The organism is Thalassospira sp. CH_XMU1420-2 (assembly GCF_037029325.1).
GTDB lineage: Bacteria > Pseudomonadota > Alphaproteobacteria > Rhodospirillales > Thalassospiraceae > Thalassospira > Thalassospira povalilytica.
Genome location: NZ_JAYMEG010000002.1, coordinates 673,093 through 699,993 on the forward strand (window position 1 = coordinate 673,093; position 26,901 = coordinate 699,993).

The following is a 26,901-nucleotide window of genomic DNA, read 5'->3' on the forward strand; positions in this document are numbered from 1 at the left end:
CTCGTCTCAACCAAACCCGATCAGAACGGGCTGTCCGGGAAATAGAAGTTCTCGGCATTGTCCTGGGTGACAACTGTGGCACCAAGGATGTAACGGCCTTCGACCGGCGCGTTCGAGGTAAACTTCATCACCGTGATATCAATCGCGGTTGCGATCATTGCCGGCGGATAAAGCACATCAATCGGGGTCAGTTTGTCACCATCCATCACGCGTTTGATGATGTCTTTCATGCCCGCACCGCCAACGATGAACATTTCATCGGTACGATCGGCCTGTTTGACTGCTTCGATCACGCCAAGCGCAATGTCGTCATCCTGAGCCCACACCGCATCGATTTTCGGAAAGCGCGACAGGAAGTCCTGCATCACTTCATAGCCGTCATCGCGGTTCCAGTTGGCATGTTTCATATCAAGGATTTCGATCTTTGACCCATCAAGCGTTTCAACAAACGCATCAACACGTTCGGTATCAACCGTGGTCGGAATGCCGCGCAAAACAACGATCTTGCCTTCGTCATTCAGACGTTCACGAATATATTCACCCGATACACGGCCCAGTTCCGGGTTATTGCCCGCAACATAGACATCCTCGATCCCCGGAAGCGAAAGACCACGGTCAACCACCGTGACAAACTTGCCTGCCTGTTTGACCTGCTGGACCGGAACGGTCAGCGGATCGGATTCAAAGGGCAGAACCACAAGCGCGTCGATATTCTGAACCGATACCAGATCTTCAAGATCGTTGGCCTGTTCGGATGCGCCATTCGCGCTGACCACGATGATGTCGATATTCGGATAGGTTGCCTCGATCCGCTTTTCAGCCTGTTCGGCATGCCAGTTCAGGCCACCGGCCCAGCCATGGGTTGCCGCAGGAATGGAAACCCCGATCTTGATTTTATCAGCCGCCAAGGCCGTCGTGGATGCAAGGCCAAGACCCAGCACACAAGCAGCCCCCAGATATTTTGTAAACGTTTTCATCAACGCTTCCTCCTGATCAAAAAATGATGCGTTTTCACATTCTTCCCGGACGTTGATCGCCGGTTATTTGCTCTTTTTGCGTCGCCAGTCCCCGCGTTGCAGGAACACAGCCACGATAATGATCAGCCCCTGAACCGCTCCGTTCAGATAGTTACTGATCGCATCCGTCAAATTCAGGATATTGCCAATGGTGGTCAGCATGATTGCACCAACAACCGTGCCCCAGATCCGGCCATAGCCACCCTTAAGCATCGTGCCGCCAATGATCACTGCGGCAATCGCTTCGAGTTCCCAAAGAACGCCCGTGGAACTGGATGCCGATCCCAAGCGCGGCACATAGATGATGGTGGCAAGCGACACGCAAAGCCCCTGGATCACATAGGTCATGGTCTTGACCCGGTCGACATGGATTGCCGAATACCGTGCAACCTGCTCGTTTGATCCGATGGCAAAGCATTTCCGACCAAACGGCGTCATGTTCAGCAACACATAGCCGGCAACCGCGACTGCAAAGAACACCAGAACTGGCACAGGAATGCCCAGAACATCGCCGTAATAAACCGGGCGATAGACACCGCGCACCTCGAAATCAAGCGACAGCGTCCCGCCATCGGCCATATAGGTCACAAGCGACCGGTAAATCCCCATGGTGCCAAGGGTGACGATGAAAGCTTCGATCTTGCCCTTGGTGCTGACCAACCCGTTGATCGCACCGGCCCCGACACCCAGAACAATGCTGAGCACAACACCGATCAGAACCGTTTCAATCCCGGCGCCGAGGGTTGCGACCAGTGTGTTCATCACAACAATCATCGCACCCGATATAAAGGCCGCCATCGACCCGACCGAAAGATCAATTCCGCCAGCGGTAATCACAAAGGTCGCCCCGACCGCGATGATCCCGATAAAGGCCGCACGGGTAAAGATATTGGCAAGGTTGCCACCACTCAGAAACGCCTCGTTGATCGCGGTTCCCAGAATGAACAGGCCAACAAGGGCTAGAAACGGACCCAATGCCTTAAAATCAATAGTGAACCCGCTTGAAGCCGATCTTTCGGTTCGCTCAAGGCTATTCATGAACAGACACTCCCTGCTTGCCTGAAATTCCTGTCGCATGCCGCATGATTTCATGTTCGTTGCGGTCGTTTCCTTCAAGAATGCCGGTAATGCATCCGGCTGCCATCACCGCAATACGGTCAGACAGGCCAAGCATCTCGGGCATTTCAGACGACAGGAGGATGACGGATTTTCCGCGATTGGTCAGATCGCCGATGAAATGATAAATCTGGCTTTTGGTGCCGATATCGATACCGCGCGTCGGCTCGTCGATAATCACAATTTCCGGGTCGGTTTCCATGACCTTGGCCAGCAACAGCTTTTGCTGATTGCCGCCGGAAAAATCACCGACCTTGGATTTGCGATCGGCGGCCCGAATGTCGAATGCTTCAATCGCGGTTTCAAGGGCGGCTTCCTCGGCCTTGCGGTCAATGATCACCCGCCCGAATTTCTCCAACGCCAAAAGGGTCAGGTTCGGGCGCATTTCCATATTCAAAAGAAGCCCGCTGCCCTTGCGATCCTTGGTCAGATAGGCAATCCCGCATTTTTTGGCGTCCTGAAGACTGTTGATCACGACCGGATTGCCATTGCGTTCGATTTGGCCTGAACTGCATTCGCGAAGCCCAATGATGGCTTCCATAAGGGCGGTACGCCCCGCCCCGACGATCCCGGCAAAACCAAGAACCTCACCGCGTCTAAGATCAAAGCTGGCGTCACGCACCTGACCGTCCACCGACAGATTGCGTACCGAAAGCGCAACATCACCGGCATGTCCGGGGGTGCGATCGGGGAACATCTGTTTGATGTCACGTCCGACCATCAGGCGCGCCATATCATCCTTTTCAAGACCCGCGACCGGTTCGGTCGTGATATGGCGGCCATCGCGCAGAACCGTTACCCGGTCGGCGATGGCTTTGATTTCATCAAGCTTGTGGGAAATATAAAGGATCGCGACACCCTGATCGCGCAGGCGCCTGATCTGGTCAAACAGAATGTCGACCTCGCGCCCGGTTAGAACCGCGGTCGGTTCATCGAGGATCAGGATATCGGCCTTTTTCGAAAGCGCCTTGGCGATTTCGACCATCTGGCGATCAGAAACCGACAGATCACGGATACGGGTTTTGGGATCAACATCACATTGTAACTGGCTCAGAAGCTTTGCCGCTTCCTGCCGCATCGTGGTTTTATCAAGGAACCAGCCACGCTTGATCTCGCGACCCAGAAAGATGTTTTCTTCAACGGTCAGTTGTTCGGCAAGATTGAGTTCCTGATGGATCAGGATCACACCGTGATTTTCACCGGCCTCGCTGTCATGAAAGGTGACTGGCACCCCATCAAGAACAAGTTCGCCGCTGCTGGGCTGATGATAACCGGACAGGATTTTCACAAGTGTCGATTTGCCAGCACCGTTTTCCCCCAACAGCGCATGAACTTCACCGGCCATCAGGTCGATGGAAACATCAAAAAGGACCTGTGCCGATCCGAATGACTTGCAAATCTGCCGACCGGACAGGCGTGTGCGCACCTGTTGATCGGGATTAACGGCGTGAACGGCCGCATCCGTCATGAATGTATCCTCCCTTGCGTCGCATTTTTTGCGATCAGCTTTTAGCACCGCGTGCCGCGATAAATGCCCCGGCCGGGCGCATTGGGCGCCAACAGACCGGCCATTCACCTGAACTGGCGGTATTTATCACTGTGTAAACGTTTTCATTTTGAATGTAAACCTTTACATTTTCATGATTGTGACCAAAATCACCACCGACAACGATGTATCGAATGCCGCTGGACAGGTTTTATCGGGCGGAGTAGGAAGAAGCATGAGTGAAAAAATCGCGACGATTGAAGATGTTGCCCGCCATGCAGGGGTATCTATTGCCACTGTCAGCCGGGCCTTGCACAAACCTGATGTGGTTTCCGAAACCACACGCGAAAAAGTGCAAACTGCGATCGCCGCGACCGGCTATACCGCCAATGTCATGGCCAGAAACCTGCGCCTGAACCGTTCGGGCATGATCCTTTTGCTGGTGCCTGACATTGGAAATCCGTTCTTTTCGGCGATTCTGTCCGGGATCGAAAAAGGTGCAAGCCAGGCGGGCTATAATGTCCTGATCGGCGATACGCAAAACGACCCTGAACGCGAAGCAACCTATGCCGCCTATCTGCGCAGCAATCAGGCCGACGCCATGATTCTGCTGAACGGGCGTCTTCCTGCATCGCTTGCCAATGCACCGGCCAATGCCACCCCGCCGGTGGTGGTTGCCTGCGAACGGATCCCGGGATGTGCCTTGCCAACGGTGATCATTGACAATGACGAGGCATCCTTTATCGCCAACCGTCACCTGACAGAGCTTGGCCATACCCGCATCGCCCATGTCAGCGGCCCATCCACCAACATCCTGACCACGGACCGCGTTGCCGGATATCGCCGCGCCCTCGAAACCGCCGGCATTGCCCATGACCCGGCCCTGATTTATCGCGGGGATTTCTCGATTGATTCAGGTATTGCAGCAGGTCGGGCGCTTCTGGCCGATCCTGAAACTCGGCCGACCGCCGTTTCCTGTGCCAGTGACGGCATGGCCATCGGCGTGATTGTTGCTGCCAAGGAATATGGCCTTCGTATCCCCGAAGATGTATCGGTGGTCGGCTTTGACGATATTCCCCATGCCGCGGCCTATGATCCGCCCATCACCACCGTTCGTCAGCCGCGCCGCCGCCTTGGCGAACAGGCAATCAGCCTGCTTCTTGACCGTCTGGGATCAAAGGGGATGTTTGAACATCGTGAACCCGGTCCGGTCATTATCCCGACCGAACTGATCATCCGCCAAAGCAGCGGCCCCTGCCCAGCATCCTGACACAAAAGGAACCATCGCAGCCCGAACCGATCAGCGATCTTTCATCGGCAGAACGCCTGATCAGTCGCCGGAAATCTTTTTCCATTCACCAATGACCGCACGGGCATTGCCTTCGTGATCATGTCCGGACTTGGCACTTTCGGATGCAAAAATCTCGAACCGGATGCCATTGGGATCGCGAATGAAAAGACGCCGCGACTGTCCGTCATCTTCATTGTGATAGACGACCTTGTGCTGAAACAGATGATTTTGCCAGGCAATCACATCGCGTGGTGCGGCACAGCGCAACCCGATATGAAAAACGTCATCTGGCATATGCGGATCATCGGGATAAGGCCCGGTATCAGCCGGCCAGTCATAAAAGGACAATCTGGTCCCGTCAGGCAGCGCATAGGTAATCAGCAGATAGTCGCTTTTCCAGGACGGGCTGTAACCGCTTTCGGCATGGACAAGCTTGGCTGCCAGCACCTTGGAATAAAAGTGGTCGGTTGCTTCAAGGTCGCGGGTTGGAAACGCAAGATGGTCTACACTGACTGCTGCAGGTTGCATGGTTTCCTCCGTCTTTGTGGGTCCCTACCGCCCCAACGCCCGTGATCGGAAAATGATCCGTCACGGGGTTTGCTTTTTGCCGGTGCATCGGGTTCCGGTCTGGCGGGGGTGCTGGCACACCCGTCCACGAACATTATTCCACCATCACCCTTACCGGCGTCACATTGCGGGGCCGCTCCGTTGGCGGGCGGGTCATGATCGATCAAACCATGCGCACCGCCCATAACTATCAGATAGGCAATGGCAAACCGAAATCAATGCGACCAAATACCAGATGCCCGCACGCACGCATGACATATCCCGATGCGCGATACCCCGCGCAAAGCCGCCCTGCATCGAGAAAGTCCGGTGGGGTTTCCAACCGAATACACATCAAAACAATAACATCGCCCCCAGGATCACCGCATCGCATCACGGCTAAGCACTTGGTTATTTTGGCGAATGCGCATCGGTCCGGGGTGTTTTGCAAATCCCGGCAGTGCCGTTACAATCATGTTAAACAGTTCGGACTTTGGAATGCGGTATTGACCACCCTGCCCCCCGCTGCTATTGGGTCGCGGCAGATACGCAGAAACACGCGCAGCCCTTATCGGCTGACTTTGGCAACAACTCAAATGACGGGGACGAAGTGATGAATGAATACAGTTTATCTGTCTCTGTCTATTGGATCACGCATCGTCTTGCTGATCACTAGTTGATCCGGTTGTTTTCCACCAGATTGGTGACTGCCCGAAACCCGGAAACTGGCGCAAACCGCCACGTATCGCGTTTCATCCGCATTTTCCCGTGACATAGTTGTAGAGAGCCGCCTATGCCCGCAACGCCCTATTATCTGATCGACAAATCCAAGCTGCTGCGCAACATGGAAAAGATCGCCTATGTGCGCGAACATTCCGGTGCAAAGGCGCTTTTGGCGCTCAAATGTTTTGCGACCTGGTCGGTTTTTGATTTCATGTCCGATTATATGGATGGCACGACGTCTTCGTCGCTTCATGAAGTCAAACTGGGTCGTCAGAAATTCGGCAAGGAAACCCATGCCTATAGCGTGGCCTATTCCGACAGCGAAATCGCCGAAGTCATCGAAAATGCCGACAAGATCATTTTCAATTCGATCAGCCAGCTGACCCGGTTCAGCGCACAGGCATCGGGCATTGTGCGCGGCCTTCGCCTTAATCCGCAGGTATCGACTTCAAGCTTTGATCTGGCCGATCCGGCGCGCCCGTTTTCGCGCCTGGGCGAATGGGATGTCACCAAGGTCGAAGCGGTGATGGATCAGATTTCCGGCTTCATGATTCACAATAACTGTGAAAATGCCGACTTTGATCTGTTTGACCGGATGCTTGGCAATATCGAGGAAAAATTCGGCTCCCTTCTGTCGCGTGTTGAATGGGTCAGTCTTGGTGGCGGCATTCATTTCACCGGTGATGACTACCCGCTCGATAAATTCTGTGCACGCCTTAAGGCATTTTCCGAAAAATTCGGCGTGCAGGTCTATCTGGAGCCGGGCGAAGCATCGATCACCAAAAGCACGACCCTTGAAGTCACCGTACTTGATACCCTGTTTAACGGCAAGAATCTGGCCATCGTCGATAGCTCGATCGAAGCACACATGCTCGATCTTCTGATCTATCGCGAAAGTGCAAAGGTCCTGCCCAACAAGGGCGACCATCATTACATGATCTGCGGCAAGTCCTGCCTTGCCGGTGATGTCTTTGGCGAATTTGATTTTGAAAACGAGATCAAGGTAGGCGACCGTATCTCCATTCAGGATGCGGCCGGTTACACCATGGTCAAAAAGAACTGGTTCAACGGGGTCGGCATGCCGTCCATCGTGATCCGGGAACTGGACGGAACTGAACGCGTTATTCGCGAGTTCACTTTTGATGACTACGTATCGAGCCTTTCGTAAACCGAAAGCGCACTTTTCATAGCGAACCGGAGCACGGGTGCTCCACCTCTCAAAACAAGGGAGTTTTTGGCCCGACATGAAAAAGAATGTTCTGATTATCGGCGCAGGTGGCGTCGCACAGGTCGTAGCACATAAATGTGCGCAGCATAATGACGTGCTTGGCGATATTCATATCGCTTCGCGTACTGCTGCGAAGTGCCAGGCAATCATCGACAGCATCCATGAAAAGAAAAACCTCAAGAACCCCGGCGTTCTTGAAGGTCATGCACTTGATGCCACGGATGTCGATGCAACCGCCGCCCTGATCGAAAAAACCGGCAGCCAGATCGTCATCAATGTCGGGTCTGCTTTCATCAATATGCCGGTCATGTCGGCCTGCATCAAAACCGGTGTTGCCTATCTCGATACCGCCATCCATGAAGAGCAGGACAAAATCTGCGAAACCCCGCCATGGTATGCCAACTATGAATGGAAGCGCCGCGAAGAATGCGAAAAGGCCGGTACCACCGCGATCCTCGGTGTCGGCTTCGATCCGGGCGTTGTGAATGCCTATGCCAAACTGGCGGTCGAAGACTATTTCGACAAAATTGACTCGATTGACATCATCGACATCAATGCCGGCAGCCACGGCAAATATTTTGCTACCAATTTCGATCCGGAAATCAATTTCCGCGAATTTACCGGCACGGTCTATTCCTGGCAGGATAACGAGTGGAAATCGAATAAGATGTTCGAGATCAAAAAGATCTGGGACATGCCGGTGGTTGGCGAAAGCCAGACCTTCATGACCGGCCATGACGAAGTCCATTCCCTGTCCCAGAATCTTGACGTTCCAAATGTCCGCTTCTGGATGGGCTTTGGCGATCACTACGTCAATGTGTTCACGGTTCTGAAAAATATCGGCCTTCTGTCCGAACAGCCGGTCAAAACCGCCGAGGGCCTTGAAGTTGTGCCGCTTAAGGTCGTTAAGGCCTGCCTGCCGGACCCGAGCTCGCTTGCACCTGATTACACCGGTAAAACCTGCATCGGTGATCTGGTCAAGGGTACCAAGGATGGCAAGGAAACCGAAGTCCTGATCTATAACGTGGCCGATCACAAGGACGCCTATAACGAAGTCGGAAGCCAGGGCATTTCCTATACCGCCGGTGTACCACCGGTTGCCGCTGCGATGCTGATTGCCACGGGTGAATGGGATGTGAAGAAAATGGCCAATGTCGAAGAACTTCCGGCCAAGCCGTTCCTCAACCTGCTTAATGGCATGGGTCTTCCGACCCGCATCAAGGATGCCAATGGCGACCGGGCACTCGACTTTTCCTAAGTTCGGGTGACGTCAGAAATACAAAGAAAATGGCGGGTTTTGACCCGCCATTTTTCATTTCAGCGATCCGAGAACCGCAAGACTTTCATATCGCTTGATATAGGGTTCATGAAACACCCGATCGACAAAGGCGCTGTATTCTTCCATGTCACCGACCTGAATGCGCAGCACAAAGTCATGGGCACCGGTGACGTGATGGCACTGCACGACTTCGGGCATTTTGGCGAATTCTTCGCGCATCAGCATATACCGGTCCGGACGATCACGTTCCATGGTCAGCAGCACGATCACGGTCATGCGCTTGCCAAATACCTTGGGCGATACCACCGCAACATCACGTTCAATCACGCCGGTTTCACGCAAACGCTGAACACGGCGCAGGCATGCCGCCGACGAAAGCCCAACTTTCCCCGCCAGTTCATTGCCTGTCATGCGGCTGTTTTCCTGCAACAGCTCCAGCAGGCGATAGTCGAATTTATCGAGTTCCGCCACGTTTCGAATTCCCGGCTCGTGATGATGCCATGTTAACCCATCAATCGGGTTCGGCCCCTAACACCCTGTAACCAAACATGGCGCAGGCCGCAAACGAAAGAAAATCGTTTTTACAGAATTTTTGCGAAAATCTCGCACGAATTTGCGAAGTTTGCGCGCCAATTCACATAAGTCAGGCGTAAATTGTTTTCGGGTTCAGAGGAAACTCTGCCCCTTATTAGCAAACAAACTAGCGAGCCAGCATCATGCCAGCACAGTTTACGAATGACTCCCTCGTCGCCACCACCAATGTAGCGCCGGTTTCGGGCGCATCCATCTGGCGCTGGCTCGTCCTTTTGCCCCGCAAATGGGCCCATGCCCACAAGGTCGCGCGTGACACCGAAATGCTTCGCCATGCCCCGCGTGAACGCCTTGAAGATATTGGCATCGCCCGCAGCGACATTGACTTTGCCTGCGAACACGGCCACGCCCCGCGGTAATTCACATCCCCCAAAAAAAGATGCCAGACACGTGCCCCACACAGTCTGACCAACTAAAAAAGCCTGTCCATGCACACTGCATCGACAGGCTTTTTTTGTTCTGGTAATGCGCGAATTGCAAAAACCGTAAAACCGCCGCTTCTCCTTGCTGTCGGCACGTGACCATCCCCCCCCCAAAAAAAAACACCTTCGCAACCAGCCTGTTTTTGGCCGTTTGGAAAAGTTGATCACCCTGTTCGGAGCCCACGGTAAATGGGCCAAATACCCGTTTACCGCTTGGTTACCTGCGCCTGCGTGATGATCGCCCATAACAAGCCAAAAGAGAGAGATGAGGCGGTCATGCAATATCAGCTTAAAATCAATGGCGAGACCCGCACCGTTGATGCCGAACCCGGCACACCGTTGCTTTGGGTTTTGCGCGATGAACTTCAACTGACCGGGACCAAGTTCGGTTGCGGTGTTGCCTATTGCGGTGCCTGCACCGTGCATGTGGACGGTTACCCTACCCGTTCCTGCCAGACCTTTGTCGAAGACGCGGTTGATAGCGAAATCACCACCATCGAAGGTGCGACCGACAAGGTTGCCCAAGCCGTTCAGGAAGCGTGGCGTGAAAAAGACGTCGTGCAGTGCGGCTGGTGCCAGTCCGGTCAGATCATGTCGGCCATCGGTCTTTTGACCGAAAACCCGAAACCGACCGATGATGACATCAAGGATTACATGAATGGCAATGCCTGCCGCTGTGTGACCTATGTCCGCATCAACGAAGCCATCAAGCTCGCATCCCAAAAGCTGGAGGCCTAAGTCATGAACATCAATGTTTCACGTCGCGGTTTCCTTAAGGCATCTGCTGCGGGCACCACTGCCCTTCTGGTCGGGATCAATGCCAAGGGTGTTCTCGCGGCCGGTTCAACGGCGACGGCGGCAACCGATCTGAACCCGTTTGTCAAAATCGATGCCGATGGCACCGTTACCGTCATCATCAAGCATTTCGAAATGGGCCAGGGCACGACAACCGGCCTGACCACACTGGTCGCCGAAGAACTCGATGCCAATTGGGATACGGTCGTTCCCGAATTCGCCCCGGCCGATGTTGAACGCTACAAGAACCTGTTCTTTGGTGCGCAAGGCACGGGTGGATCGACCTCGATCGCCAACTCCTTCATGCAGTATCGCGAAGCCGGTGCGGCTGCGCGCGACCTTCTGGTACGTGCTGCCGCCCAAAGCTGGGGTGTCGATGCATCAACCATCACGGTTGAAAACGGCATGCTGTCATCGGGCGGAAAATCCGGTCATTTCGGCGAATTCGTTGCCATCGCCGCAACGCTTTCCCCTGTCGAAAAGCCCGCGGTCAAAACCCCCGATCAGTTCAAACTGATTGGCAGTGACAAGCTGCACCGCAAGGACAATACCGGTAAAACCAATGGCACCGCGATGTTTGCCATGGATGTCAATCTGCCTGGCATGATCTATGCCGCCATCATCCGCAGCCCGAAATTCGGCGGCACGGTGGTGTCATTTGATGACAGTGCGGCCAAGGATGTCGGTGGTTTTATCGCTGCACAGGTTCTGCCCAACAAGGCCGGCGTGGTTGCCTTTGGCAAAAATACCTGGGCGGCGTTTCAGGCCCGTGACGCCCTGTCGGTTGAATGGGATTTCAGTGCGGCGGAAACACGCAGCACCGATGCCATGATTGCCGATCATGTTGCATTGCTTGATGCCCCGCAATTTGATGCCAATCACGAAGTGCCGCTGGCCTCGGTTACACCGATCCTTGAAGGGGCCGCCAAAACGATTGATGCACAATTCACCTTCCCGTTCCTGGCCCATGCACCGCTGGAGCCGGAAAACTGCACGATTGAGCCGGTTGGGGATGGTGTGCGCGTTCATGACGGCTGCCAGTTCCCGACCCTGACCCGTCCGATGGTCGCAGCAACCCTTGGCATTGATCCGTCCAAGGTCGAGATCAGAACGCTTTATGCTGGCGGATCATTTGGCCGTCGTGCCAATGCGGCATCGGATTACAATGTCGAAGCCGCCATGGCCTTTGCCGTTTCCGGACGCAAGGTTCCGGTCAAACTGGTCTGGAGCCGCGAAGACGATATCAAGGGCGGCTATTATCGCCCGATGTCGGCCCATCGTGCCAAAATCGGCATTGATGCCGATGGCAAGATTGTCGGCTGGGATCATCGTCTGGCAACCAAATCGATCGCCAAGGGTGGCCCGTTCGAAATGATGGTTCAGAACGGCGTTGACCCGACCTCGGTCGAAGGGGTCGCCGAAAGTCTTTATACCCTTCCCAATATGGGGATCGGTCTAAGTGACTTTACCACCGCGGTTCCGATCAACTGGTGGCGGTCAGTCGGTCATACCCATACCGGCTTTGTGATGGAAAGTCTGATGGATATGGTCGCGACCGAAACCGGTCAGGACCCGATTGACATGCGTCTTGCCATGCTCGACCCGTCTGGTGCCAATCAGGCCCGCATGATCAAGGCCATCAAACTGGTCCGCGAGATTTCCGGTTGGCAAAAAGGCGACAAGCGCGGCTTTGCTGCCCACTTCTCGTTCAATACCTGTGTGGCAGTGGTTGCCGATGTCACGGTCGAAGACACCACTGTTCACGTCAACAAGCTGTTCATGGCGGTCGAATGCGGGGTTGCCATCAATCCCGATGTCATCCGTGCCCAGATGGAAGGCGGGGCGGGCTATGCCCTTTCGGCCATCTTCCGCAACGAAGTCACCCTGACCGACGGCGAAGTCGATCAGTACAACTTCCCGGACTATGAATTGCTGCGCAATCCGGAAATGCCGGAAATCGAAGTCGCCATTGTTTCATCGAACAATGCACCAACCGGTGTTGGCGAACCGGGCGTTCCCCCGACCGGTCCGGCTGTTGCCAACGCCATCTTTGCCCAAACCGGCAAACGGATCCTTGATCTTCCCATGACCAAGGCCGGTTTCGATTTCGTCTAAGGTATCGTCGGCATTGCCGGCATCGCTGCCCGGGGGACCAAATTTCTTCCCCTTCCCCGGCTCTCCGGGCAGCTCCCCTTTTATTGAAAGGGCGTGTGACTGATGAATAACCAACTTTCCGCCATGCTGTCGGCCTGGCAGGAAAACCGCAACAGCACCGAATGGGTGCTGGGCACGGTTTACCGCACCGAAGGATCGGCCTATCGCAAGGCCGGGGCAATGATGCTGATTAACGGGCACGGACAGCAGTTCGGCCTGCTGAGTGGTGGTTGTCTTGAGACCGACATTATCCGCAATGCCCGCAAGGCCATGCTGACCGGTCGCCCGGTCATGCTGACCTATGACGGCAATGACGAAGACGACCTTTCCTTCAAGCTTGGTGTTGGATGTGGCGGCACGGTCCATATCATGCTGCAACCGGTCAGTGCCGAAAACGACCTTGGCCTGTCGGATTTGCACAGCGCCCTGACCAGACGCCAAGGCGGCCTTTATTTTCAGAAAATCAACGCGGTCGAAGGCTATTTTCAGACTGGTGAAATTCACGCCAACCCGCCCGCCCATATCGAAAATCGTATCGATGGCGACTGGCTGGTTACGCCGATTTCCCCCGAACCCCACATCCTTGTGGTGGGGGGTGGCATTGATGCCCGCCCGGTGATCGGGATTGCCCATACCATGGGCTGGAAAACCACACTGGTCGATCCGCGCCCCGCCAATGCGCGGCCCGAACATTTTCCGCAGGCCGATATGATCCTGCGCACTATTGACCAGGACCTTGCCGTCTATGTCCGCGATCAGCGGGTCGATGCCGTGATCCTGATGGCGCATAGTGTCGGCATTGATGCCAATGCACTTGGCGTTTTGTGCGACACCCCGATCCGGCATCTTTCGGCCCTTGGCCCGCGCCATCGTTTTGCCGATGTGCTTGAACGCGCAGGCCTGACCCGCAATGATCTGGCATTTGATATTTCAAGCCCTGCGGGTCTGGATATTGGCGGGCAATTGCCCGAAAGCATTGCGCTTTCGATGTTGTCGGGCATCCATCACGCCCTGTTCAAGCAGCGCGCCGCACCGGCCATGGCGCAGGCTGCGGAATAAGACTGATGCATTCATGACCCCGCAGACAAATCATCCCGTGCCCAAATGCGCTGGCCTTATTCTGGCTGCCGGCGAAAGTGCGCGTTTTGGCGGCCGCAAACAGTTGGCTGACATCCATGGCGTTCCGATGATCCGCCACACGATCGATGCGCTTGCCAGTTTGCCGGGGCTTGATCGCTTTGTCGTGCTGGGTGCTTTTGGCGATGAAATTCGCCCGGTCATTGGTACCGATTGCCATATCGTTGACAATCCGGACTGGGCATCGGGGATGGGAAGCTCGATCGCTGCTGGCATCGGGGCCATTGCGAAAAACGGGGATTATGACGCCGTTCTGATCGCGCTGTGTGATCAGGTCAGGTTAGGCCGTGGCGATTATCAAAAATTGATCGGATCCTTTGACGGCGAAAACATCATCGCCACGCGCTATTCCGGTGGCTTTGGTGTTCCGGCCCTGTTTCCGGCAAGCCTGTTTTCCGAACTTGCCACCCTGTCCGGGCCATCGGGGGCGCGCGCAATCCTGAACGGGGCGGATCATGACGTGATCGGTCTTGAACTTGAAGCCGCGCGTTTTGATATCGATACCCGTGACGATCTGAACGCCGTTCTGAGCATGCCCGCCGGCTCGACTGTTCCCGGCAAGCCGGGTATTTCCGGCTGACCTGCGGGTGGAAATGCGCCATGGTAACCCTGCGCGCTGTTAACGAGATGACGTGAATGAAAGCAACCGCCAACATCATGGTCCTTCTGGTCGAGGACAATATGGATATCGCCGCAACCGTCAGTGACTATCTGACGATTGAAGGGGTCGAATGCGACCATGCCTATGATGGCGAAACCGCGTTCAAAATGGCCCTGACCGGGGAATATGACGTTATTTTGCTTGATCTGATGTTGCCATTTCGCGACGGCATCAGCATTTGCAAGGCGCTGCGCGATGAAGGGATTGACACCCCGGTCTTGATGCTGACCGCGCGCGATACCCTTGATGACAAGATCGAAGGTTTCCATGCCGGTGCCGATGACTATCTGGTCAAACCGTTTGCGCTTGAAGAACTTTTGCTGCGGACCCGCGTTTTGTCACGCCGGCGCAGTGGGGAAGTAAAACGGTTCTCGCTTGGTGACCTTCGGATTGATTTTGAAAACCGGTCAGTCGTCCGGGCCGGGCAAAATATCAACGTATCGCCAACCGGTTGGACGATATTGGAAGTTCTTGCGCAAAACAGCCCGCGCGTTGTCACCCGCTCGCGTCTTTCAATGGCATTGTGGCAGGGCGATCCGCCTGATACCAATGCGCTGAAAACGCATCTTTACAAATTGCGCCATCGGATCGACAAACCGTTCGAGCAAAATCTTATTCACACCATTCCGGGCCAGGGCGTGGCCCTGCGCGAGTAACTGTTATGTCGTCACCCTGCTGTGCCCCCAAGACCCGCTCCTTTTCGCGCTTTGTGCGCAATTACGTGTTGCTGGGTCTGATCATCACGCTGGTTCTGTATACCGCCGTGCTTAATTTCTACATGCTTTATGGCAAGTGGATGGTCGCAGCCTTTCAGCTTCAGCTGATTGCCGAACAATATGACGATCAACTTCTTCGTGATCCGAATGCGCCCCTGCCCAAGGGGTTCAATATTGAATCCTTTGAAAATTTTGATCAGTTGCCCGCCGAATTGCGCGCCCATGTCACACCCGACGATCTGGAAACCGGCGAGCTTTTCTACATAAATACCGATCAATATACCGATCAGAAAACCCCGGAAAATCCGATCTTTCTGGTCTTTCCCCATCAGCTTGCCGATGGGCGCAACATCCTGATTTTGCAGACCTATCACGTGGGTGACGGCGACAGTGTGTTTTTCGAACGCCTGCATAATCTGGCATGGCTGTCTGTTCCCTTTGCCCTGATCGTGATCTGCATCTTTGCGTGGTTCCTGTGGATCATTGGCAAACGCCTGACCAAACCGTCCGAAGATTTGCAAAGCTGGGCCAACAACCTGACGGCCGACAACCTTGGTGCGCCAATCCCCGATTTCGGGTTCGAGGAACTGAATGACGTTGCCCACGAACTGCATCGGTCCGTTGACCAGATCGACAAATTCGTTGCCCGCGAACGCGAATTCCTGCGTCAGGCCAGCCACGAATTGCGCACGCCTGTCACCATCGTTTCTGGCAATGTCGAATTGCTGGAAAAAAGCCCGCTGAACGCCACCCAGTCACGGGTGATGGCACGCATCAAACGTGCAAATCGCAACATGCAGCAATTGCTTGAAACGCTTTTGTGGCTGGGTCGGGAAAACGCGCCGCTGGGCGAAACCGAGCATATCCATTTCTCAAGCTTTATTGAACAGGAAATCAGCGACCTTTCCTATTTGACCGAGGGCAAACACGTCACATGCCACTTTGTCCCCGATAGCCGGGAAACCGAAATCGCGACATCACGTGCGGCCCTGATGATTGTGGTGTCCAACCTGATCCGCAATGCGTTCCAGCACACCCCAAAAGGCCAGGTTACCATCACCCTGACTGGCACCGAACTGACCGTTGAAAACACCATTTCGACCTGTAACGGCCAATGCACCACGCCGCAGGGCGAAGGCATCGGCTTGCAGCTTGTCCGGCGCATTTGCGAACGGCTGGACTGGCATTGCACATCGACACATCTGCCCAATGGCGGCATGTCGGTAAGCTTCGATCCCGGTGCCAGAACACTGGTCAAACCGACGCCCGAACTGTTGGAAAGCTAAGTTCATCTGCATTCCTTGTCGCGGTATCGAAAAAACCGCGACAAGGTAACAAATCGATATCTGAACCCGAAAAGCTCCTAACGCGGGCACCTGTCAGGATGAGCATTGGCAAAGGTATCAATGGCGAGACAGCTTTGTTCGATCGCCCTGATTCGCGGAAAGTGAGAAAGGCTCACATTCCAGCGGCGTGCGTTGTAAAGCTGCGGGATCAGACAGATATCAGCCATGGACGGGCGATTGCCATGGCAAAATTTGCCACCGTCCGTCCTGTTGCCATCGCCGCCTTCATCCGTGCGCGTTGCCAGCGTGGCCTCGAACGCGGCCAGGCCACCGCCGATATATTTCTCCATCCAGTCATGCCGGAACGTGTCCGCATCTTCGCCACTGGCGGATGCCAAATCCATGACATGACGCACCACACCCAGATTGCAGATGGGATGAATATCCATGGCAATAACATGTGTCAGGGCGCGCACGCGTTGCCGGGCAAGGGTTTCGGATGGAAGCAATCCCTGCCCGGGCCTTGTTTCATCAAGATATTCGATGATTGATACCGATTGGGTCATCATGATCCCGTCAATCTCAAGGGCTGGCACCAGCCCCTGGGGATTGCGTTTGAGATAGTCCGGGACCTTGTGAATCCCGGCCAGAAGATCAATCGGCACCGTCCGATAGGGAATATTCATCAGCCCCAACGCAATCCGCACCCGGTAACTTGCCGATGATCGCCAGTAATCATACAGGACGACTTCGCCCATATTCGGTCCTTATGGCTTGTATTGACGAACGGCCTGATCAATCGCACCAAAGACTGACCGGCCATGATCATCAAGCATTTCAATTTTGACCCGGTCGCCAAATTGCAGGAACGGGGTTATCGCCGCGCCGGTTTCAATCGTTTCGATCATGCGGATTTCAGCAATACATGAATACCCCGCCCCGCCTTGATCAACCGGCTTGCCTGGTCCGCCATCAAGTTTGTTTGATACCGTCCCCGACCCGATAACAGTGCCTGCCGCCAGCGGGCGTGTGCGTGCAGCATGGGCAATAAGCTGGGCAAAATCAAATGTCATGTCGATCCCGGCATTGGCCCGTCCAAACGGCTTGCCATTCAGATCAACATGAAGCGGCAGATGAAGCTTCGCCCCATCCCAGGCATCACCCAGTTCATCCGGCGTTACCGCAACCGGCGAAAATGCCGAAGACGGTTTGGACTGGAAAAACCCGAACCCCTTGGCCAGTTCGCCGGGAATAAGACCGCGCAGCGATACGTCATTGACCAGCATGATCAGCCGAATGGCAGAACGGGCCTGATCAAGGCTTGCGCCCATCGGAACATCATCGGTGATGACCGCAATCTCGCCTTCCATATCGATGCCCCAGGCGGTATCGGCCATCAGGATATCGTCGCGCGGACCAAGGAAACTGTCAGACCCGCCCTGATACATCAGCGGATCGGTCCAGATGCTTTGCGGCATTTCGGCCCCGCGGGCCTTGCGCACCAGTTCCACGTGATTGACATAGGCCGATCCGTCCGCCCACTGATATGCGCGCGGCAATGGGGAATGAAGGTCAGCCATATCAAGCGTGACGCGCCTGGCAATCGTGGAACCGGCTTCGATTTCATCGGACAGTTCGCGCAAACGCGGTGCGATCACCGACCAGTTATCAAGGGCGGCCTGAAGGGTTGGCGCGATCGCGCTGGCATCGACATAGGATTCCAGATCACGGGTTACCAGAACCAGCTGACCATCACGGGTGCCGTTTTTAAGGGATGCAAGTTTCATCTTATCGTTTTGCCTTTATTTCCGGCCTTCGGGGGTGCCATCAAATTTGCGTTCAAGCCCGGACCAGCAATCAAGATAATCATCCTGAAGGGTTTCAAGTTCGGCGGCGAATTTGGTCAATTGCTGCGGAAAGCGGGTTTCGAACATAAACGCCATGGTGCCATCAAGTTTCTGCGGGCCGAGTTCGGTATTTGATGCCTTGTCAAAGCCGAATGCATCGGGACCATGGGCCAGCATCATGTTGTGCAAACTCATGCCGCCCGGAACAAATCCCTTTTCCTTGGCATCATATTGCCCGCAAATCAGGCCCATGAATTCCGACATGATGTTGCGGTGATACCATGGCGGGCGGAAAGTATGTTCGGCCACCATCCAGCGCGGCGGGAAAATCACGAAATCGACATTTGCCGTGCCTTCCTCCCCCGAAGGTGCGGTCAGAACCGTAAAGATCGACGGATCGGGATGATCAAACAGGATCGCGCCAACCGGCGAGAATGTCCGAAGATCATATTTGAACGGTGTGTAATTGCCGTGCCACGCCACCACGTCGAGTGGTGAATGACCAATCGACGTTTCGTGAAACTGCCCACACCATTTTACCCTTACCCGACACGGGGTTTCCTTATCCTCATAGGCGGCAACGGGTGTTTTGAAATCACGTGGATTGGCCAAACAGTTCGCCCCGATCGGCCCACGGTCTGGCAGCGTGAATTTCGCACCATAATTTTCACAGACATAGCCGCGCGCCCCGCCATCAATCCCGGCGTCAAGGATGCTGACCTTGAACATCATGCCGCGCGGGATCAGGGCGATTTCAAGGGGCCCCACATCCATGATGCCAAGTTCGGTAAATATCTGAAGCGTACCGGATTCCGGCACGATCAGAAGTTCACCATCGGCATCAAAGAAATAATCATCAACCATATCGGCGTTGCAGACATAGACATGGCTTGCCATGCCCGATTGCGACATCGCATCGCCCGCCGTCGTGATGGTGCGCATGCCCGAAATGAAATCGGTTGTGTCCTTTGGCATCGGCACCGGATCCCAGCGCAATTGACCAAGGGCAAGACTATGATCATTCAGGCACGGGGCGGTTTTCCAATGCGGGTGATCAAGGACGGTAAATCGCCCGTTATGTTTGACACTGGGCCGGATGCGATACAGCCATGACCGTTCATTGGTGCCGCGCGGCGCGGTAAAGGGCGAACCGGAAAGCTGTTCGGCATAAAGCCCATAGGCGCATTTTTGCGGGCTGTTTTGCCCCTGTGGCAGGGCGTCGGGCAGGCTTTCGGTTTCGAAATCATTGCCGAAACCGGGCATATATTTCAGATCGGCTTGATCCACGGCCGGATTGGCCGGATCACGGGTCGGTTTATCAAGCATGGCGGTCAATCCAACTGCGATAACAACAAACCGTCAGGGCCGCGCAACACACGGCCCTGAACTGGATATGGGGTTGGCGGACCTATTCCGCAGCATCAACTTTCAAAACGCCACGGCGGATCTGGTCTTCTTCGATGCTTTCAAACAGGGCACGGAAATTGCCCTCGCCAAAGCCTTCGTCGCCTTTGCGCTGGATAAATTCAAAGAAGATCGGTCCGATCACGGTTTTTGAGAAAATCTGAAGCAGGATCTTGGTCATGCCGCCATCAACGACCCCTTCGCCGTCGATCAGGATGCCATGCTTTTTCATCCGTTCGATCGGTTCGTCATGCCCATTCACACGGTCATGGGATTTCTCGTAATAGGTTTCCGGCGGACCGGGCATGAATTTCAGATCATTGGCCGCAAGCTTGTCGGTGGCGTCATAGATACCATCCGTACCGACCGCGATATGCTGAATGCCTTCGCCTTTGTATTTGCGAAGATATTCTTCGATCTGGCTTTTATCGTCAGTCGATTCATTCAGCGGAATGCGGATTTTGCCGCAAGGCGATGTGATCGCACGGCTGACCAGGCCGGTGATTTTACCGGCAATGTCAAAGAAGTGGATTTGCTTGAACCCGAACAGATCGCGATAGAAATCCCACCATTTATCCATATTGCCGCGATAGACGTTATGGGTCAGATGGTCGAGATAATAGAAACCGACACCTTCGGGCTTGGGATCGCGTTCGCCCAGCCAGTCAAATTCCGCGTCATAGGCCGATCCGGTATCGCCATATTTATCGACGAAATACAAAAGCGATCCGCCAATCCCGACAATCGCCGGGACATCAATGGCTTTGTCATCGCCCAGATACGGTTCCGCCCCCTTGGACACCGCGTGATCAAAGGCATGTTTGGCATCAACCACACGCCATGCCATCGACGGTGCGCAGGGGCCGTGTTTTTCAACGAACTTCATCCCATGCGAGCCTGGTTCGGCATTAAGGATGTAGTTGATATCGCCCTGACGCCAGACGGTGATGTTTTTGGTCTTGTGTTTGGCCACCGGGCAATAGCCCATGCGGGCAAACAGGGTTTCGAGTTTTTCGGCATCCTCATGGGCGAATTCGACAAATTCGAACCCGTCGGTTCCTGCAGGGTTATCATCACTGATGGTGGCACGGGGGGCATCATGCGGGAACGGACCCATCGGAAGTCTCCTTTGATTGAAACATTCGAATTTCTGGAACTGTTCGAATTCTTGTTATGTCCCAATCGTGCGCCAAACCACATGCAACGTGCATGCATTTTGAGTTGATTTCCGCCATCGAATGCACACATCATGCATGATTATGTAAATGGACGCAGATAACATGCAACTTGACCGACTTGACCTTAAACTGCTTGCGGAATTGCAGCGCGACGGGCGTCTGACCAACAACGATCTGTCAGAACGGATCGGGCTGTCGCCGTCGCAATGTTCGCGCCGTCGTGCCCGGCTTGAAGAAGACAAGGTCATTCGCGGATATCGTGCCGATATCGACCGTCAGAAGATGGGTCTGGGGTTGCTGGTGGTGATTTCGGTGACCCTTGCCACCCATAACCGCGACAATGCCAAACGGTTTGCCCGTCTTCTGGCCGATTTACCCGAAGTCCTTGAAGCCTTTTCCCTGACCGGGGAAATGGACTATCACCTGAAAGTCGCGACCAAAGACCTGGCCGCACTGTCGCATTTCGTCAACGAGGTGCTGCTGCCCCATGATTCCGTGCAACATGTCAAAACATCGATTGTTTTAAACGTGTTAAAGGATTTCGAAGGGCTGGCCGTCAGCCCCGATCTTTAGGATCAAAATGGCAAAGGCCGCACCTGCTGGCGCGGCCTTACCTGTCCCGAAGCCCCCCTTACAACAAAGCCTCGGCGACACCCCCCTATTTTTCGGAAATCAGATGGCCAGATACTGGTCACGCAATTCCGCATCATCAAGAACAGCCTGGGCTGTTCCGTCAAAGACGATTTCGCCGCTATCCATGATGATGGCGCGATCGGCAAGTTTCAGGGCCGCGATCGCATTCTGTTCAACGATGATGGTGGTGATCCCCAGTTTCTTGACGTTTTGAAGCGTCTTTTCGATTTCCTGAACAATCACCGGTGCCAGACCTTCGTACGGTTCATCAAGCAGCAATATCTTGATATCGCGTGCCAAAGCCCGCCCGATCGCCAGCATCTGCTGTTCACCACCCGAAAGCGTGATGGCTTCCTGTTCCGCCCTTTCGCCAAGGCGCGGGAACAGCTCATAGATGCGTTCGACCGACCAGCCGATCGGTTCGGCAATCTGGGCCAGCTCAAGATTTTGCTGAACCGTCATGCCCGGAATGATCCGGCGGTCTTCGGGGACAAGCTGCAATCCGAGACGGGCGGCCTGCCACGCCTTCATGGTGTGCAATGGCTGATGATCAAGCCAGATTTCCCCATGTTTGACTTCCGGGTCGGACATGCGGGCCAACGCACGCAGGGTCGATGTTTTCCCCGCCCCGTTTCGGCCAAGAAGAGCCAGGATTTCGCCTTCGCGGATGTCAAAGGACACCCCCTGGACGATATAGCTTTCACCATAATAGGCATGCAGATCATAGACCGAGAAAAAGGCCGGGTCACCGCCCTGTTTGCGGACAGGTTCCTGTTTTGGCAGCGCGTTCATACTGCTTCCCCTCCGAGATAGGCTTCTTTTACTCTGGGATCATTGCGGACTTCTTCGGGCGTGCCTTCGCAAATGATCGCCCCCTGTGCCAGCACACTGATACGATCAGCCAGACTGAAGACAACATGCATGTCATGTTCAATGATCACTTTGGTCATGCCGCGTTCCTTGATCCGTTTGAGCAGATCAATCGTGCGGTTGGTATCATGACGCGACATGCCCGCCGTCGGTTCATCAAGCAGGAACAGCTTGGGATGCTGTCCCAGACACATGGCCAGTTCGAGACGCCGTTTGTCACCGCGCGACATCGATCCCGCGACATTGTCCTTTTGCGAAATCAGCCCGACATCTTCCAGCAGATGTTCGGCATGTTCGCGGATCTCGTTTTCGGCAAACAGGCTTTTGAGGAAGCCCAGCTTGAACTCGCCATCGCGCTTGGCAAAGGCGGGAACCATCACATTTTGCAAAAGCGAGAGTTCCGGGAAAATTTCCGGGGTCTGGAACACACGCGCCACACCAAGCTGGTTGATTTCGTGGGGCTGCTTGCCGGTCAGAACCTGATCGCCAAGCAGCACCCGCCCGCGATTGGGGGCAAGACGCCCGACAATCACGTTCAGCAAGGTCGATTTCCCGGCACCGTTCGGTCCGATAATGGCGTGAACCGTGCCTTCCTTGACCCGAAGATTGATGTCGGAAAGCGCACGCAAACCGCCAAAATTCTTGTCTACATCGGTTACATCAAGAATGTATTCAGACATTGATCAGACCTCCCCCGCCGATGCTTGTTCTTTTTCTTTGTTTTCATGTGCGCCGGATTTCGGTTCGGCCTTGTTGCGGTTGGTGACCAGTCGTGCAAGACGGCTGATCCCTTCCATTATGCCACCTGGCAGGAAGATCACGATCAGCATGAAGACCAGACCAAGGGTCAGGTGCCAGCCTTCGCCAACAAACAACCCGACCACAGCCGCAACCGGATGCGCCAGCCAGTCCGGCAGGAACGAAAAGGCATTCAGAAGCACCGTCTCGTTAAAGGCCGAAAAGATGTTTTCGAAATACTTGATGATACCCGCACCAAGCAGCGGACCGATCAGGGTGCCGACACCGCCAAGAATGGTGATCAGAACCACCTCGCCCGAGGCCGTCCACTGCATGCGTTCCGCACCGGCAAGCGGATCCGTCACCGCCAGAAGCGACCCGGCAAGCCCGGCATACATCCCCGAAATGACAAAGGCCGTCATCAGATAGGGCCGGGTATTGTACCCGGTATAGCCCATGCGGTTCTGGTTGGACTTGATCGCGCGCAGTTTAAGCCCGAAGGGCGAACGGAAAATGCGCAGATAGATAAAGAACGAAATCAGCATCAGGGCCGCACAGATATAAAAGCCCGAATAGCCGATCCCTTCGATCCCGAACAGGTTCGGGGTCGGAAGCGACGCATCGGCTTCGATCCCGGCCATCCGGTCGAGAACGCGCGCATCACCCTGGGTCAATTGCAGACCGGTTTCACCATTGGTGATCGGGGTCAGCACCGAATAGGCCAGGTTATAGGACATCTGCGCAAAGGCCAGCGTCAGGATCGAGAAGTAAATCCCCGACCGGCGCAAGCTGACAAACCCGATGGCAAGGGCAAACAGACCCGACAGGATGGTGCCAAAGATCAAAGCCGGAATGACATTCATCGACAGCAGCTTGAACGACCAGACAGCGGTGTAGGAGCCCACCCCGAGAAAGGCCGCATGCCCGAATGACAGATAACCGGTCAACCCGAACAGAATGTTATAGCCGATGGCAAAAATGCCAAAGATCATGAATTTCTGCATCAGATCGGGATAGGCCGCGCCAAATGGCTGCAACCAGATCGGCATGGTCAGGACCACCACCGACAGGATCGCCATGTAAAGAAGGTCCTGCTTGGGGGAGACGATTTTTGTGTTTGTCATTTTAGCTCTCCATCACGCCCCGACGACCCATCAGACCACGCGGGCGGGTCAGCAGAATGACGACGGCAACAAGGTAAATGATGATCTGGTCAATGCCCGGGAAGATGTCTTTTACTTCGGTCATGGACGAGAAGGATTGCAGAATGCCAAGCAGGAAGCCTGCAAGCACCGCACCGGGCAAGGAGCCCATACCCCCGACAACCACCACAACAAATGACAGTACAAGGAAGTCCATGCCCAGATGATAATCCGGTGGCAGGACAGGCGTGTACATCACCCCGGCAAGACCGGCGACCACCGCCGCGATGCCAAACACAATCGTAAATCGCCGTTCGATATTGATGCCAAGAAGTTCGACCGTTTCGCGGTCTGCCATGCCCGCACGCACCACCATCCCATAGGTGGTGAAATGCAGGAACGAAAAGACAAGCCCGATGGTCAGAAGCGAGAAGGCCAGATAAATCAGACGCCACCACGGATAGACAACCGACTCACCCAATCCGAAAACCGCACCGATTGCCGCAGAACCCGCCACAATATCAGGGGCACCTTGCGGGATCGGGTTGGCCCCGAAGAAGGATTTGACCAGTTCCTGCAACACAATGGCCAGACCAAAGGTCACAAGGATCTGTTCGGCGTGCGGACGCTTGTAGAAATACCGGATCAGACTGCGTTCCATCACAATACCGATCAACAGCATCACGGGTATCGCCAGTATGATCGAAAGCGGCACGGACCAGTCAATGATTGCCTTGCCGGTTTCACCAAACCAGACTTCGAGATAAGGGGTTTCCTTATAGGCATCAAAGAAGGTCACGGACTCATCCTTGACCCGCACAGACAGGGTCAGGATTTTTTCGAGCGTAACAGCACAAAAGGCGCCCATCATGAAAATGGCGCCATGGGCAAAGTTCACCACGCCAAGCGTGCCGAACACCAAAGTCAGGCCAAGTGCAATCAGCGCATAGGCCCCGCCCTTGTCCAGACCGTTGAGAATTTGAAGAAATATAGCGTCCATCAGTTATCCGCCGCGTATTCGTAAAGGACTTAATGAAAAGACCGTTGGGACATCTTGAGGGGCAAAATGGGCCGACCACTGGGAAATGGCCGGCCCTGCTTGCATCACTTGGGCTGTATCAGACCTGATACGGGCCAAGCTCCCCACCGAACATGTCGGCCGGATACTCAACCTGCGAACGCGGTACCTGTTTGACGACTTCAAGAAGGTCAAAGTTGGACTGCGGTTCCTGTTTACCACGCACCACAAGAACATCCTTGAAGCACTGGTGATCTTCCGCACGGTACAGGGTCGGGCCATTGCCCGCGCCATCGAACTCGAACCCTTCGAGCTGCTTGATGACTTCCCAGGGTGCAAACGTGCCGGCCATTTCACAGGCGTTTGCATAAAGCAGCGTCTGAACATAGCAGGTGTGTGCAGCCTGGGACGGCGGGAAGCCGTATTCCTGACCGAAGGATTTGACAAAGGCCTGCGAACCCGGATCGGTCAGCGACCAGTGCCAGTTGGTGGTCCCCAGAATGCCCTTGGCGGCATCACCGGCACCCTGTGCCATCAGGCGCGAATACAGCGGAACAACGATTTCGAAGTTCTTGCCATTGACCTGTTTGTCACGCAGACCGAACTGAACCGCCTGGGTCAGGGAGTTGACCATGTCCTTGCCATAGTGGTTCAGGATCAGCACATCCGCACCCGAGTTCAGAACCGGCGTGATATACTGCGAGAAGTCACCCGCACCAACCGGGGTCCGGACGGTGTTGACGGTTTCCCAACCGATATTCTCGGTCGCGGCCTTGATCGATTCTTCCTGGGTCCAGCCCCAGGTATAATCTGCCGTCAGGTGATAGGCGCGGCGATCGGTGCCATATTCATCCTTGAGCACCGGCGCAATTGCCTGACCGGACATATAAGCGTTGAAGAAGTGGCGGAAGCCATAGCGCTTTCTGTCCTTGCCCGTGGTGTCGTTGGAGTGGGTAAGACCCGCCATGAAGATGACGCCCATTTCCTGGCAAAGACCCTGAACGGCAATCGCAACACCCGATGACGAACCACCGGTAACCATTGCGACATTGTCTTTTTCGATCATGCGCTTGGCAGATGCACGTGCGGCATCGGATTTGGTCTGGGTATCGCCGGTCACGAACTCGACCTTCTTGCCGAGAATACCGTTTCCTTTGAGTTCAAGCGGCTTGATGGTGTTGAGCATGCCGCCGTCACCTTCACCATTCAGGTGCTTGACCGCAAGCTGATAGGCACGCAATTCGTCAGCGCCTTCGTCGGCATACGGACCGGTCTGCGGTACGTTGAAGCCGAGTTTCACACTGCCTGAACTACCCGGATCGCCACGGAAAGTCTGGGCGTGGGCATTCTTGATGAAATGCATCGGGAACGTGCCACCGATCAGCGCCGCACCGGTCGTCGCAGCTGTCCCCTTCAGGATCGTACGACGAGTTACATTTCGGGTATTTTTAGTCTCCGACATGGTTTTCCTCCCCAATGTCTTGGGATCTGTTTCAGAGAAATCTGAGGTCTGTTTTCTGGTTGGTTTTTTTCACGACCTGTCAAAACAATGGGCACGTTCTGAAAATGAATCAACACTGAGTTGATATATAACGATTTTTTTGTAAATATATTGGCGAGAGAG

Annotated in this window: 25 protein-coding genes; 11 read left to right on the forward strand and 14 right to left on the reverse strand. The window is 54.7% G+C overall.

What is annotated here, in order from left to right; genetic code table 11:
- Positions 1–20 precede the first annotated feature (20 nt).
- The 3 genes from WA429_RS07795 to WA429_RS07805 all read right to left on the reverse strand — a co-directional run bounded on the left by WA429_RS07795 (position 21) and on the right by WA429_RS07805 (position 3,600).
- On the reverse strand, positions 21–977 hold the full coding sequence (locus WA429_RS07795; RefSeq protein WP_068516946.1) for an ABC transporter substrate-binding protein: 957 nt from the start codon (positions 975–977) through the stop codon (positions 21–23).
- A gap of 63 nt (positions 978–1,040) precedes the next feature.
- Positions 1,041–2,054 carry an ABC transporter permease gene (locus WA429_RS07800; protein ID WP_068516947.1) on the reverse strand — a complete coding sequence of 338 codons (1,014 nt, stop codon included), beginning with the start codon at positions 2,052–2,054 and terminating at the stop codon, positions 1,041–1,043.
- The gene (locus tag WA429_RS07805) at positions 2,047–3,600 is read right to left on the reverse strand and encodes a sugar ABC transporter ATP-binding protein (RefSeq protein WP_287465473.1); all 1,554 of its coding nucleotides are present in this window, start codon (positions 3,598–3,600) and stop codon (positions 2,047–2,049) included. The genes WA429_RS07800 and WA429_RS07805 overlap by 8 nt, the downstream gene beginning before the upstream one ends.
- Before the next feature lie 253 nt (positions 3,601–3,853).
- Here WA429_RS07805 and WA429_RS07810 point away from each other — a divergent pair, with 253 nt between their 5' ends.
- The gene (locus WA429_RS07810) at positions 3,854–4,888 is read left to right on the forward strand and encodes a LacI family DNA-binding transcriptional regulator (RefSeq protein ID WP_068517016.1); all 1,035 of its coding nucleotides are present in this window, start codon (positions 3,854–3,856) and stop codon (positions 4,886–4,888) included.
- 60 nt (positions 4,889–4,948) lie between these two features.
- Here WA429_RS07810 and WA429_RS07815 read toward each other — a convergent pair whose 3' ends face one another.
- The gene (locus WA429_RS07815; protein ID WP_068516949.1) at positions 4,949–5,437 is read right to left on the reverse strand and encodes a VOC family protein; all 489 of its coding nucleotides are present in this window, start codon (positions 5,435–5,437) and stop codon (positions 4,949–4,951) included.
- 811 nt (positions 5,438–6,248) lie between these two features.
- Here WA429_RS07815 and nspC point away from each other — a divergent pair.
- Together nspC and WA429_RS07825 are read left to right on the forward strand one after the other, a co-directional pair.
- The gene (nspC, locus tag WA429_RS07820) at positions 6,249–7,346 is read left to right on the forward strand and encodes a carboxynorspermidine decarboxylase (RefSeq protein ID WP_068516950.1); all 1,098 of its coding nucleotides are present in this window, start codon (positions 6,249–6,251) and stop codon (positions 7,344–7,346) included.
- Positions 7,347–7,422: 76 nt separating this feature from the next.
- Positions 7,423–8,664 carry a saccharopine dehydrogenase family protein gene (locus WA429_RS07825; RefSeq protein WP_068516951.1) on the forward strand — a complete coding sequence of 414 codons (1,242 nt, stop codon included), beginning with the start codon at positions 7,423–7,425 and terminating at the stop codon, positions 8,662–8,664.
- Between the two features lie 54 nt (positions 8,665–8,718).
- Here WA429_RS07825 and WA429_RS07830 read toward each other — a convergent pair whose 3' ends face one another.
- Entirely contained in the window at positions 8,719–9,156 is a 438-nt protein-coding gene (locus WA429_RS07830; protein WP_068516952.1) for an Lrp/AsnC family transcriptional regulator, read from the reverse strand.
- A gap of 245 nt (positions 9,157–9,401) precedes the next feature.
- Between WA429_RS07830 and WA429_RS07835 the strand changes: the two genes are divergently transcribed.
- From WA429_RS07835 to WA429_RS07865, 7 genes are all read left to right on the forward strand, one after another.
- The gene (locus WA429_RS07835) at positions 9,402–9,635 is read left to right on the forward strand and encodes a hypothetical protein (protein WP_068516953.1); all 234 of its coding nucleotides are present in this window, start codon (positions 9,402–9,404) and stop codon (positions 9,633–9,635) included.
- A gap of 339 nt (positions 9,636–9,974) precedes the next feature.
- Positions 9,975–10,436 (forward strand): (2Fe-2S)-binding protein, encoded by a 462-nt coding sequence (locus WA429_RS07840; protein WP_101247107.1) that lies wholly within the window; start codon positions 9,975–9,977, stop codon positions 10,434–10,436.
- A 3-nt stretch (positions 10,437–10,439) separates the two neighbouring features.
- Positions 10,440–12,608, forward strand: coding sequence for a xanthine dehydrogenase family protein molybdopterin-binding subunit (locus WA429_RS07845; RefSeq protein ID WP_287465469.1), 2,169 nt, complete (start codon positions 10,440–10,442; stop codon positions 12,606–12,608).
- A gap of 102 nt (positions 12,609–12,710) precedes the next feature.
- A complete protein-coding gene (locus tag WA429_RS07850) occupies positions 12,711–13,706 on the forward strand; it encodes an XdhC family protein (RefSeq protein WP_287465468.1) in 996 nt (331 codons plus the stop codon).
- A gap of 13 nt (positions 13,707–13,719) precedes the next feature.
- A complete protein-coding gene (locus tag WA429_RS07855) occupies positions 13,720–14,364 on the forward strand; it encodes a nucleotidyltransferase family protein (RefSeq protein ID WP_287465467.1) in 645 nt (214 codons plus the stop codon).
- 56 nt (positions 14,365–14,420) lie between these two features.
- Complete coding sequence (locus WA429_RS07860; protein WP_101247111.1) at positions 14,421–15,101, forward strand: response regulator transcription factor; 681 nt, start codon at positions 14,421–14,423, stop codon at positions 15,099–15,101.
- A 5-nt stretch (positions 15,102–15,106) separates the two neighbouring features.
- Positions 15,107–16,447, forward strand: a complete 1,341-nt coding sequence (locus WA429_RS07865) for a histidine kinase dimerization/phospho-acceptor domain-containing protein (RefSeq protein WP_287465465.1) — start codon at positions 15,107–15,109, stop codon at positions 16,445–16,447.
- A 77-nt stretch (positions 16,448–16,524) separates the two neighbouring features.
- On the opposite strand, the gene maiA is transcribed toward WA429_RS07865, so the two are convergent.
- The 4 genes from maiA to hppD all read right to left on the reverse strand — a co-directional run bounded on the left by maiA (position 16,525) and on the right by hppD (position 20,815).
- Positions 16,525–17,205, reverse strand: a complete 681-nt coding sequence (maiA, locus tag WA429_RS07870; protein WP_287465463.1) for a maleylacetoacetate isomerase — start codon at positions 17,203–17,205, stop codon at positions 16,525–16,527.
- 9 nt (positions 17,206–17,214) lie between these two features.
- Complete coding sequence (locus WA429_RS07875; RefSeq protein ID WP_287465462.1) at positions 17,215–18,234, reverse strand: fumarylacetoacetate hydrolase family protein; 1,020 nt, start codon at positions 18,232–18,234, stop codon at positions 17,215–17,217.
- Positions 18,235–18,249: 15 nt separating this feature from the next.
- Positions 18,250–19,620: a homogentisate 1,2-dioxygenase gene (hmgA, locus tag WA429_RS07880; RefSeq protein ID WP_287465461.1), complete on the reverse strand. Its 1,371-nt coding sequence runs from the start codon at positions 19,618–19,620 to the stop codon at positions 18,250–18,252.
- Positions 19,621–19,702: 82 nt separating this feature from the next.
- Positions 19,703–20,815, reverse strand: coding sequence for a 4-hydroxyphenylpyruvate dioxygenase (gene hppD / locus WA429_RS07885; RefSeq protein WP_101247123.1), 1,113 nt, complete (start codon positions 20,813–20,815; stop codon positions 19,703–19,705).
- Between the two features lie 148 nt (positions 20,816–20,963).
- Here hppD and WA429_RS07890 point away from each other — a divergent pair, with 148 nt between their 5' ends.
- The gene (locus WA429_RS07890) at positions 20,964–21,449 is read left to right on the forward strand and encodes an Lrp/AsnC family transcriptional regulator (RefSeq protein WP_250284975.1); all 486 of its coding nucleotides are present in this window, start codon (positions 20,964–20,966) and stop codon (positions 21,447–21,449) included.
- Positions 21,450–21,548: 99 nt separating this feature from the next.
- Here WA429_RS07890 and WA429_RS07895 read toward each other — a convergent pair whose 3' ends face one another.
- From WA429_RS07895 to WA429_RS07915, 5 genes are all read right to left on the reverse strand, one after another.
- Positions 21,549–22,301 carry an ABC transporter ATP-binding protein gene (locus WA429_RS07895; protein WP_068516972.1) on the reverse strand — a complete coding sequence of 251 codons (753 nt, stop codon included), beginning with the start codon at positions 22,299–22,301 and terminating at the stop codon, positions 21,549–21,551.
- The gene (locus WA429_RS07900) at positions 22,298–23,059 is read right to left on the reverse strand and encodes an ABC transporter ATP-binding protein (protein ID WP_101247124.1); all 762 of its coding nucleotides are present in this window, start codon (positions 23,057–23,059) and stop codon (positions 22,298–22,300) included. The genes WA429_RS07895 and WA429_RS07900 overlap by 4 nt, the downstream gene beginning before the upstream one ends.
- A gap of 3 nt (positions 23,060–23,062) precedes the next feature.
- Positions 23,063–24,241: a branched-chain amino acid ABC transporter permease gene (locus WA429_RS07905; protein ID WP_068516974.1), complete on the reverse strand. Its 1,179-nt coding sequence runs from the start codon at positions 24,239–24,241 to the stop codon at positions 23,063–23,065.
- A gap of 1 nt (position 24,242) precedes the next feature.
- Complete coding sequence (locus tag WA429_RS07910; protein ID WP_068516975.1) at positions 24,243–25,259, reverse strand: branched-chain amino acid ABC transporter permease; 1,017 nt, start codon at positions 25,257–25,259, stop codon at positions 24,243–24,245.
- Positions 25,260–25,377: 118 nt separating this feature from the next.
- Complete coding sequence (locus WA429_RS07915) at positions 25,378–26,739, reverse strand: ABC transporter substrate-binding protein (protein ID WP_114113046.1); 1,362 nt, start codon at positions 26,737–26,739, stop codon at positions 25,378–25,380.
- Positions 26,740–26,901: the final 162 nt, after the last annotated feature.